The following is a 9,469-nucleotide window of genomic DNA, read 5'->3' as shown; positions in this document are numbered from 1 at the left end:
GAGGAGGCGGCCGAGAGCCGCCTCCAATCCATCAACCGGCGCGCTTTAGATCCGGCGGGGTCGCTTCGTCGGTCAGGAGGCGAATGGCCTCCTCGACCGTGACCAACGTCTGGGCCTGGGAGCCGAGGCGGCGGATGGCGACCATGCCGTCTTCGGCTTCCTTCCTGCCAACCACGGCGATGACCGGGACCTTGCCGACCGAGTGTTCACGCACCTTGTAGCCGACCTTTTCGTTGCGCAGATCGATCTCGGTGCGCAGGCCGGCGGCCTTGAACTTGGCCATCACTTCGCGGGCGTAGTCGTCGGCGTCGGAGGTGATGGTGGCCACAACGGCCTGGGTCGGGGCCAGCCACAGCGGGAAGGCGCCGGCGTAGTTCTCGATCATGATGCCGATGAACCGCTCGAACGAACCCAGGATCGCCCGGTGCAGCATGACCGGGCGGTGCTTCTGGCCGTCCTCGGCGATGTAGGTGGCGTTCAGGCGTTCCGGCAGGACATAGTCCAGTTGGATCGTGCCGCAGGTCCACTCGCGGCCGATGGCGTCCTTGACGATGAAATCCAGCTTGGGCGCGTAGAAGGCGCCGTCGCCCTCGGTGACGACCGGCTCGGTCCCAGCAGCACGGGCGGCCTCGGCCATCAGGGTCTCGGCCTTGTCCCAGAATTCGTCCGTGCCGGCGCGGTTTTCGGGGCGGGTGCCCAGGCTGATGTAGGCGGTCTCCATGCCGAGGTCGGCATGGACGCTGCGGGCCAGTTTGATGAACTCGGCCGTCTCCTCGACGATCTGGTCCTCGCGGCAGAAGATATGGGCGTCGTCCTGGGTGAAGCCGCGCACCCGCATCAGGCCGTGCAGCGATCCGGACGGCTCATAGCGATGGCAGGCGCCGAACTCGGCCATGCGCAGCGGCAGTTCTCGGTAAGACCGCTGGCCCTGGTCGAAGATCTGAACGTGACCCGGGCAGTTCATCGGCTTCAGGCTCAGTTCCTCGCCCTCAACCGTCTCGCAGACGAACATATTGGGGCGATACTTGTCCCAGTGGCCGCTCTGTTCCCAGAATTTGCGGTCCAGCACCTGGGGCGTCTTGACCTCGACGTATCCGGCGGCGTCCAGGCGGCGGCGCATATAGGCTTCCAGAACGCGCCACAGGACCCAGCCCTTAGGGTGCCAGAAGACCATGCCCCGGCCTTCTTCCTGCATATGGAAGAGCTCCATCGCCTTGCCGACCTTGCGGTGGTCGCGCTTCTCGGCCTCTTCCAGACGCTGCAGATGGGCGTCCAGATCCTCCTTGGTGGCCCAGGCGGTGCCGTAGATGCGTTGCAACTGCTCGCGCTTGGAATCGCCCCGCCAATAGGCGCCGGCCAGCTTGGTCAGTTTGAACGCCTTGCCGACGTGGCGCGTCGAGGGGAAGTGCGGGCCCCGGCACAGGTCGATCCAGTCGCCCTGTTTGTACAGAGTGATGGTCTCGGTCCCGGGCAGGTCGCGGATCAGCTCGGCCTTGAACTTCTCGCCCCGCGCCTCAAAGAATTGAATGGCCTCGTCCCGTTCCCAGACCTCGCGCTCGAACTTGGCGTCGCGATCCACGATCCGGCCCATCTCCTTTTCGATGGCGGCGAAGTCGTCGGTCGAGAAGGGCTCTTCGCGGTAAAAGTCATAGTAGAAGCCGTCCTCGATCGCCGGCCCGATCGTGACCTGGGTGCCGGGGAACAGGGTCTGGACCGCCTCGGCCAGGACGTGGGCCGTGTCGTGGCGGATCGTATAGAGGGCGGCGGGGTCCTCGCGCATGATCAGGCGAAAGTCGCCGCCCGTCTCCAGCACCCGGCCCATGTCGCGTTGCTCGCCGTTCAGTTCGGCCAGCACGGCCTTCTTGGCCAGCGACGGCGAGATCGAGGTCGCGACGTCGCGCGCCGTTGAACCAGCCGGGTATTGGCGCACCGCGCCGTCGGGGAATTTCAGGTCGATCATGTGTCAGTCTTTAACTGGCGGGACCGGGTCGTATCCCGATCCCCCGAAGGGATGGCATTTACAGAGGCGGCGCACGGTGAGCCACCCCCCCTTTACCGGGCCGTGTTGGATCAGGGCGTCGCGCCCATAATCCGAACAGGTCGGCAGGAACCGGCATTGCTGGCCGATCAGGGGAGACAGCGTCAGCTTGTAGCCCCGATGGGCCGCGCGCACGCTGCGTTCATAGAGAGACATCACGTCCCTTCGCCGGGGGCTTGAGAGGTTCGCCGCGCTTATCCCCTGTCATCGCAGGGGGATCAACCGGTCGTGCCCGTCAGGCCGCGCCGGCGAGACGAGTTCGGGCGGCCAAGGCCTTGTTCACCGCCTCCAGCGTCGCTTCGATGGAGACGAGGGTGGAGGCGTGGCGGGCGGGGTAGTCGGCGACCTGTTTCAGCAGGCGCAGATCCTCAAACCGGTCGACCGGGCCGTCGCCGCCGGATTTCAGCATGGCGATCATGGCGTCGCGGGCGTCCTTGAGATCATCGACCGACGCCCCGATCACAGACTGCCCCAGCACACCGGCGGCGGCCTGGCCGAGGGCGCAGGCTTTGACGTCCTGGGCGAAGTCGGCGATGCGGGCCTGGTCGTCCAGCGTCACATCGACCGTCGCGCGCGACCCGCACAGTTTCGCCACCCGTTCCCCGGTGCCCTGAGGAGTTGGCAGACGCCCCGCATGCGGCAGGTTCGCCGCCAGCGACAGGATGCGCGCGCTGTAAAGGTCGTCGATCATGGAGCGAAGATAGGCGCTCAATCCTCCTCCGTGAAGCGCAGCGTAATGGGGGAGGATTTAAAGCGTCAGGACGAGACGCCCCTCGGATCGGACTTCCAAACTCGCATCCGCATAGTCCGCCAGAGTGGGATGATCCGTCTCTAGCGGATGGGTCCAGGCGGCGGTGACGACCAGCACATCGGCGCCGGCCGCTTCGCCCGCCTTGATGCCGGCCTCGGCGTCCTCGAACACCAGGCAGTCGCCGATGTCGAAGCCCAGCGTCGCGGCGGCCTTCAGATAGCCGGCGGGGTCGGGCTTGCCGCGTTCGACGTCCTCGGCGGTGATCATCACGGCGGGCGGGGTCACGCCTGCGGCCCTCAGCCGGGCGCGCGCGAGGGGGAGTGAAGCGGAGGTGACCACGGCCCAGCGGTCGGGCGGCAGGCGTTTGACGAAATCGACGGCGCCGGGGATGGGGGCGACGCCGTCCACGTCCTCGATCTCGCCGCGTTCGACCCAGGCGACCTCGGCGTCCAGGTTGATATCGGGCAGGTTCTGACGACGAATGGTGTCGATGGCGCGCACGCCGTGGATGGTGGGAACGAAGGCGGCGACATCCAGCCCGTGGCGCGCGGCCCAGCGGGTCCATACGCGCTCGGCGGCCAGGGTCGAGGTGATCAGGGTGCCGTCCATGTCGAACAGGAAGGCCTGATAGGCGCGAGACGCGGGTGGGGCGGTCATGGCCTCATCCACCATGCGGGCGGTCAGACCGCAACGGGCGGATCAGCCGCCTTGCAGCGAATTCCAGGTGCGGGCCGTGTCGGTCGTCGGCGAGTCCGCAGCTGCGCCGCCGCTGGACGGCGCGGCGCCGGCCGCGCCGCGCGCGCGCAGCCAGCGCAGGTTCTGTTCGGCCTGTTCGGGCGGCAGTTCGCGTCGCAGGATCTGTTCGGCCTCGCCCATCTTGCCCTGAAGGCCCAGCACCATGGCCAGGTTCTGGCGCACCTTGGCCGAGGCGGTCGGCTGGGCGACGGCGCGGCGCAGCAGGGTCTCCGCGCCCGGCGCATCGCCCTGGGTCAGGGCGGCGGTGGCGGCGTTGGTCAGGACATCCGGGTTGTCGGGCGACAGGGCCAGGGCCTGGTTCCAGGCGAAGCGGGCGTCGTCGAAGCGGCTGACCTGTTCATAGGCGACGCCCAGCAGGGAATAGGCTCGCCAGTCGCGCGGGGCCTGATCGCGCGCCTTCTCCAGCGGGGCCACCCCATAGAAGGCCTGGCCGCGCGCGATGTGGGCGCGGCCCAGCTCCAGCAGGGCGTCCAGATTGTTCGGCTGGACGGTCAGGGTCGCCTGGGCGGCCTCGGCCGCCTGATCATATCGACCCAGCTCACGCAGGGCCTGGGCCAGCTTCACGCCCGCCACGGCGTCGGTCGGATCGGCCTGCTGCTCCGAGGCCCAGAAGACCGAGCGCGACAGGGCGTCCATCCGGTCATAGGTGGCGCGCACCGCAGCGGACGACGGCGCGCGAGCCTGGGCCGCAGTCGCCGCCGTCGGATCAGCCGCCAGCGTCGGCGTGCCGGACAGGGCGATCAGGGCGACGGTTGCGAGAAGGGCGGGCATGCGCGACATGGGTCAGGTCCAGACGGTCCTAGAGGTCTCGCCCCTAGAATCGCCGGTTCGCGTCAACCGATGGTTAACTTCGTTTCGAGAGCCCCATGTCCGTCTCGCACCCCCTGCTGGTTTCCGCCCAAGACGGCGACGGCGCCATCCCGATCCGCTTCGTTCAGGCGGGCGACGTGCTGGAGGGTGCGACCCGCCGCTGGGGCGTCCTGCACGGGTTCGACGGCAAGCCGGGCCAGCTGTTGGTCGTGCCGGACGCGGACGGCGAGATCCGCCAGGTGGTTGTCGGTGGGGGCGCGACCTTCGACCCGATGAGCGTGCGGGGCTTGTCGGTGCGGTTGCCGGGCGGCCTGTATCGGCTTGAGGTCGCAGCGCAGGACGCGGAACTGGCGACCCTGGCCTTCCTGCTGGGGAGCTATGTCTTCGACCGCTATAAGGCCCGGCCGGACCGGACGCCTGTGCGGCTGGTTGCGCCAGACGGTGTGGATGTCGCCGAGGTCTCGCGCATCGCCGCCGCCTGCGCCCTCGCGCGCGAAATGGTCGATACGCCCGCGGCCGACATGGGGCCTTTGCAGATCGAGACCATCGCCCGCGAGATCGCAGAGAGCGCGGGCGCCGAGATCACCGTCACGACCGGCGACGCCCTGCTGGAAGACAACTATCCGGCCGTCCACGCCGTGGGGCGCGCCGCCGCCCCGCACCGGGCGCCGCGCCTGATCGAGATCGGCTGGAAGCTGGATCGGACCGACCTGCCGCTGGTCGCCCTGGTCGGCAAAGGGGTGGTGTTCGACACCGGCGGGCTGGACCTGAAACCCGCCGCCGGCATGCGGAACATGAAGAAGGACATGGGCGGCTCGGCCCATGCCCTGGCTCTCGGGCGTCTGGTGATGCAGGCCGACCTGCCGGTGCGGTTGGTGGTCATCGTCGCGGCGGTCGAGAACGCCGTGTCGGCCGACGCCTTCCGACCCGGCGACATCCTGCACAGCCGTAAGGGTCTGACCATCGAGATCGGCAACACCGACGCAGAAGGCCGGCTGATCCTGGCCGACGCTCTGACACGGGCGGCCGAGCACCAACCCGACCTGACCCTGGACTTCGCCACCCTGACCGGCGCCGCGCGGATCGCCCTGGGGCCCGAGCTGCCGCCGGTTTACACGGACGACGAAGCCCTGGCCGCCGGGCTGCTGGCCGCAGCGGGTCAGGTGCGCGATCCCCTGTGGCGAATGCCGCTGTGGCCCGGCTATCGCGGCGCGCTGGACGCCGAGATCGCGGACCTGCGGAACGACCCGGCCGGCTGGGCCCAGGCCGGCTCGGTGACGGCCGCCCTGTTCCTGCAAAAGTTCGCCCCGACCACGGGGGCCTGGGCGCACATGGACATCTTCGCCTGGAACCCCCGCGCCCGCCCCGGCTATCCGGAAGGCGGCGAGGCCCAGGCGCTGAGAGCCTGCTACGCCATGCTGAAGGCCCGCTACGCGACGTAGTTAAGCGAAGGCGTAGGCGGGCCTGGGTTCGGGATCGGCCGACGGAGATTTCGGTGGTCGAGGCCCACTCACGCGTCGGGCCCGCGACCGCATGCCTCTGATCCGGCCGACCAGTCTCCGAGCCAGCCCTTGCATCAGGTCGCGGCCCCGGATCAGGCCTCGCCAGCCGGCGACCGCGCGTAAGCTGACCGCCAGAACGACGATGTCGAAGAGGACGGTCACGTCGAATATCAGAACCCAGGCCACCATGTCCGGCGCGGCCATCGAGAACAGGCGGACGCCTTCCGTCTCGAACAGCATGACGGCCGCGAGGCCCACCAGAGCGACGAGGCCCAACCCCAATGTTCGACCGCGTGACAGGCCCGCCAGGAATCGCGCAGGCGTCTCGACGAGCCATTGTTTGAGGGCCGTGCCGACGACGCCTTCGTCAGCGAGGGTCAGGCCAAGAATGATCAGAACGCTCAGCAGCAGCATAGGGACCTCCCGGCGCGACGCCGACTCAAGCCGAAATGGGCGCCCAAGGTGACGCTTCAAGACGGCGTCGCGTCATCAAGAACGCGGTTCTGTTGATTTTCTTTCGCAAAAGCGTCTCGCGTTAACGGCCCCTAAGCCATCGGGGGATAAGGCTGTGGGTTCAGCAATGCGAGTTCACGTTGACCGACGTCCTCGACCTTCTCCCGCCCGGCGACCGCCTCGTTCGCCCTGACCTCGCCGAACAGGCGCTGGAAGGACTGGTGCGCGCAGACGCCTATCGAGCGACTGAGGCCATGCATTGTCGGGTCGCCGTGGCGGACATTTTGTCGGACGTTGACGGTCGGATCGACCAGCTGCTGCATGGCGAGATTTTCGACGTTCTGGATCGGGCGAATGGCCGGGCCTGGGGCCGGGCGCGTCGCGACGGCGTCGTCGGCTGGGTCGTCCTGGACAGTCTGTCGGCCGGCGCGCCGTTGGCGACGCACTGGATCGCCGGCGTGGATGCCGCCCTGCCGCTGAACGCTCTGGTGGTCGAGGCGACGGAAGTGTCTGAGGCTGATCTGAAGCCGATCGGCGTATTCGAGGCGGATCTGGTCGCGGTGGCCGAGCGGTTGCTCGGGCGGCCGCATGAACTTGGCGCGCGGTCTTCGATCTCCACCGACTGTTCCGGCCTGGTGCAGCAGGCCCTTCTGGCATGCGGCCTGCCCGGTCCCCGCCGGTCGGACGCGCAGGCCCGGTTGGGTCGAGCGGCGTCTCCGTCGGATCTAAAGCGCGGCGACATCGTCGTCTGGCTGGCGCCGAACGACGATCAGGACTGGACGGGTCATTCGGCGCTGATGCTGGATGGTGAACGCATCATCCACGCGACAGGCGGCAAGGGCGTCGTGATCGAGACCCTGGCCGAGGTCGAGGCGCGTCTGATCGCCGAGGGTTTCGCGACCGCCGTCTTCCGCCGGCTCTAGTCCCTTAAGGTCCGCATCGCGCCCAGCCGGGCGAAGGCCAGCGTCAACGCCTTGCGCCGGGCGGGCGCCAAGCTGACCACCGGCGCGTCTCGCACGACCGCGCCGCCGAAACCGTCTGCGACGATCAGGCCCGGTTCGTCGGGCAGGATGTCCTGCGGAAACTCGGGCGCGACGGCGAAGAAGAAGGCGTCGCAGAACGGTCCGTACTCGTGCCATTTGCGGTCGACGCGATAATCCTCGACGCCCGACTTGACCTCGCAGATGATGATGTCGCCCTTGCGTCCGATCGCCATGACATCGGCGCGGCGACCGTTGGGCAGGCAGACTTCCAAGAGCGGCGCATAGCCCATATCCATCATCAGCCGCGCCGCGCCGCGCGTGACCGAAAGGGTGGTCTCGGGACGGCTGAAGACGAGTTCGAGATGGGCGACGGCGGACATGCCGACAGCTTATGTTCCGCCTACGTTCCTATCGCAAGCGGCGCCTTAGAGGCCGGTGTGGACCAGGCGGCTGGTGCTGAAGCCCAGGGCGCGGACACGGCTCAGAATGCGGTCGCGCTCAGCCTGCGTCGCATTCTGGTTGCGGTGCCAGATCCACCAGTTCGATTTGTCCGGCAGACCCATGATGGCCCAGCTGTAGTCCGGGGCATGGTCGTAGACCCAGTAGTTCTGGCCCGCCAGACCGCCGAAGCTGAGCAGGCCGGTCAGGCTGAATCGGAACTTCGCATTGGTCGTGGTGTCGGTGACGCGGGCGTTGGCGCGCAGCGTCTCGACCTTGCCATCGGCGCGCCGGACGCAGGTGACGGTGATGGCGTAGCGGTCGGCGGCGCCCCGCGGCGTGAAGTCGATCTGCGCCCGGCTGCAGTCCTTCTGGACGTTATTGTGATTGCGCTCGATCTCGAACCACCGGCCGTCGAAGCGGTTCAGATCGACGTTCGACGCCTGGGCGAGAGCCATTGACGGCAGGGCGGCGAGGGTGACTGCGGCGGCGATCAGGTTGGCGCGAAACATGGGCGTATCCTCGTTCGGTTTGGAATGGATACGACGCGCCGACGCGTTCGGTTGTGATCAGCCCTTCAGGCGCGTCCGATTGACCGCCCATTCGTCGCGGGTCTGGCCCCAAAGATCGATGGCGATGTCTTGGAGCGGTTCGGGCAGGAGGCCCGGCCCGCGATTGCGCGATCCCAGCCGCGTCGCGACCGCCGCCGAAGGCAGGTTCTCGGGCGCGATGCAGTGGATCACGTCGTCCCACCCCAGCACGTCGAAGGCGTAGTCCATCGTGGCTGCGGCCGCTTCAACCGCATAACCCTTGCCGGTGGCGTCGCGATGCAGGCTCCAGCCCACCTCGCGGCCGGGCCAGCCATAGGGATGTAGCGGGCCGATGCGGCCGATCCACTGGCCGGTCTCCTTTTCCAGGATGGAGAACATGCCCTCTCCAGTCAGGGCCCACATGCCCGCGACGGTGCAGATCAGGCGCCAGACCTGAGGTGCGGGCTGGACCCCGCCGATGAAGCGGGCGGTCTCGGGATCGGCCATGAACTCAGCCCAGCGCGGAAAGTCCTCAACCGCCGGTGGACGCAGGATCAGCCGCTCGGTCTCCAGCGTCGGCCCCAGAGCGACATGGGGCGGCAGGGCGTAGGCGGCAGTGCTCACAGCAGATACTCCCGCTCCAGTTCGTAATGGCTGCCGCTGTCGGTCAAAACGCTGGAATACAGGCCGAAGCGATCAATGCGGATCGGCGGCGAATGCAGCAGATTATGCCCCGACACCCAGGCGCCGAGCCTGTCGGGATTGGTTTGGGTCTTCAGATAGGCCAGGGTCACATGCGGTTTGTAGGTGCGCGCCTCCATGCCGATCCCGGCCCGTTCTCCGGCGGCCTTGCAGCGCCCGGCGAGAACCGACAGGCGCTCATTCGGCGTTTCGACCCCGGCCCACAGCGTATGGCTGCGGTGGTCGTCGCCAAAACAGCCGACGCCCTTCAGCGCGATTTCGAACGGACCGCCCGTCACGCGCGTCAGCCCCGACGCCAGGTCGTCGGCGCGGCGTTCGTCGGTCTCGCCATAGAAGGCGAGCGTGACGTGCAGGGCGTCCAGCGGCCGCCACCTCGCGCCGGGCAGGCCCGATTGTCGTCGTTTCAGCGTCTCTGCGACGTCGGGCGGCAGGGTCAGGGCGGTGAACAGACGAAGCATGCGACCGAAAGTAGCGGCCGGAACACAAGCCTCCAAGTCCGGTTTTCC

General features: G+C 68.0%; 12 protein-coding genes. 2 read left to right on the top strand and 10 right to left on the bottom strand.

Features of this window, described 5'->3' with window-relative positions; translation table 11 throughout:
• Positions 1-31: 31 nt before the first annotated feature.
• The 5 genes from thrS to Q9R14_RS12605 form a co-directional block, all read right to left on the bottom strand.
• Complete coding sequence (thrS, locus tag Q9R14_RS12625; RefSeq protein WP_306002602.1) at positions 32-1,960, bottom strand: threonine--tRNA ligase; 1,929 nt, start codon at positions 1,958-1,960, stop codon at positions 32-34.
• Positions 1,961-1,963: 3 nt separating this feature from the next.
• On the bottom strand, positions 1,964-2,194 hold the full coding sequence (yidD, locus tag Q9R14_RS12620) for a membrane protein insertion efficiency factor YidD (protein WP_185225054.1): 231 nt from the start codon (positions 2,192-2,194) through the stop codon (positions 1,964-1,966).
• 79 nt (positions 2,195-2,273) lie between these two features.
• A complete protein-coding gene (locus Q9R14_RS12615) occupies positions 2,274-2,729 on the bottom strand; it encodes an iron-sulfur cluster assembly scaffold protein (protein WP_306004150.1) in 456 nt (151 codons plus the stop codon).
• A gap of 57 nt (positions 2,730-2,786) precedes the next feature.
• The gene (locus Q9R14_RS12610; RefSeq protein ID WP_306002601.1) at positions 2,787-3,446 is read right to left on the bottom strand and encodes an HAD-IA family hydrolase; all 660 of its coding nucleotides are present in this window, start codon (positions 3,444-3,446) and stop codon (positions 2,787-2,789) included.
• A gap of 42 nt (positions 3,447-3,488) precedes the next feature.
• Positions 3,489-4,325 (bottom strand): tetratricopeptide repeat protein, encoded by an 837-nt coding sequence (locus tag Q9R14_RS12605; RefSeq protein ID WP_306002600.1) that lies wholly within the window; start codon positions 4,323-4,325, stop codon positions 3,489-3,491.
• Positions 4,326-4,411: 86 nt separating this feature from the next.
• On the opposite strand from Q9R14_RS12605, the gene Q9R14_RS12600 reads away from it, so the two are divergent.
• Entirely contained in the window at positions 4,412-5,797 is a 1,386-nt protein-coding gene (locus Q9R14_RS12600) for a leucyl aminopeptidase family protein (protein ID WP_306002599.1), read from the top strand.
• On the opposite strand, the gene Q9R14_RS12595 is transcribed toward Q9R14_RS12600, so the two are convergent.
• Positions 5,798-6,271, bottom strand: coding sequence for a hypothetical protein (locus tag Q9R14_RS12595; RefSeq protein ID WP_295234170.1), 474 nt, complete (start codon positions 6,269-6,271; stop codon positions 5,798-5,800). It lies immediately after the preceding gene.
• A gap of 179 nt (positions 6,272-6,450) precedes the next feature.
• Between Q9R14_RS12595 and Q9R14_RS12590 the strand changes: the two genes are divergently transcribed.
• Positions 6,451-7,233 carry a C40 family peptidase gene (locus tag Q9R14_RS12590; RefSeq protein ID WP_295234172.1) on the top strand — a complete coding sequence of 261 codons (783 nt, stop codon included), beginning with the start codon at positions 6,451-6,453 and terminating at the stop codon, positions 7,231-7,233.
• On the opposite strand, the gene mmcB is transcribed toward Q9R14_RS12590, so the two are convergent.
• From mmcB to thpR, 4 genes are read right to left on the bottom strand one after another with little or no spacing between them, the layout of a single operon-like run.
• Positions 7,230-7,673: a DNA repair putative endonuclease MmcB gene (gene mmcB / locus Q9R14_RS12585; protein WP_271042297.1), complete on the bottom strand. Its 444-nt coding sequence runs from the start codon at positions 7,671-7,673 to the stop codon at positions 7,230-7,232. The two genes, Q9R14_RS12590 and mmcB, sit on opposite strands and share 4 nt — an antisense overlap.
• Positions 7,674-7,718: 45 nt before the next feature.
• Entirely contained in the window at positions 7,719-8,243 is a 525-nt protein-coding gene (locus Q9R14_RS12580; RefSeq protein WP_306002598.1) for a lipocalin family protein, read from the bottom strand.
• 57 nt (positions 8,244-8,300) lie between these two features.
• Positions 8,301-8,885 carry a GNAT family N-acetyltransferase gene (locus Q9R14_RS12575; protein WP_306002597.1) on the bottom strand — a complete coding sequence of 195 codons (585 nt, stop codon included), beginning with the start codon at positions 8,883-8,885 and terminating at the stop codon, positions 8,301-8,303.
• On the bottom strand, positions 8,882-9,421 hold the full coding sequence (thpR, locus tag Q9R14_RS12570) for an RNA 2',3'-cyclic phosphodiesterase (RefSeq protein WP_306002596.1): 540 nt from the start codon (positions 9,419-9,421) through the stop codon (positions 8,882-8,884). Before thpR ends, Q9R14_RS12575 begins: the two co-directional genes overlap by 4 nt.
• Between the last annotated feature and the right edge of the window lie 48 nt (positions 9,422-9,469).

Origin of the sequence: Brevundimonas sp. C43, assembly GCF_030732185.1 — a bacterium.
Lineage (GTDB): Bacteria > Pseudomonadota > Alphaproteobacteria > Caulobacterales > Caulobacteraceae > Brevundimonas > Brevundimonas diminuta_C.
This window is presented reverse-complemented; position numbering and strand designations above follow the sequence as displayed.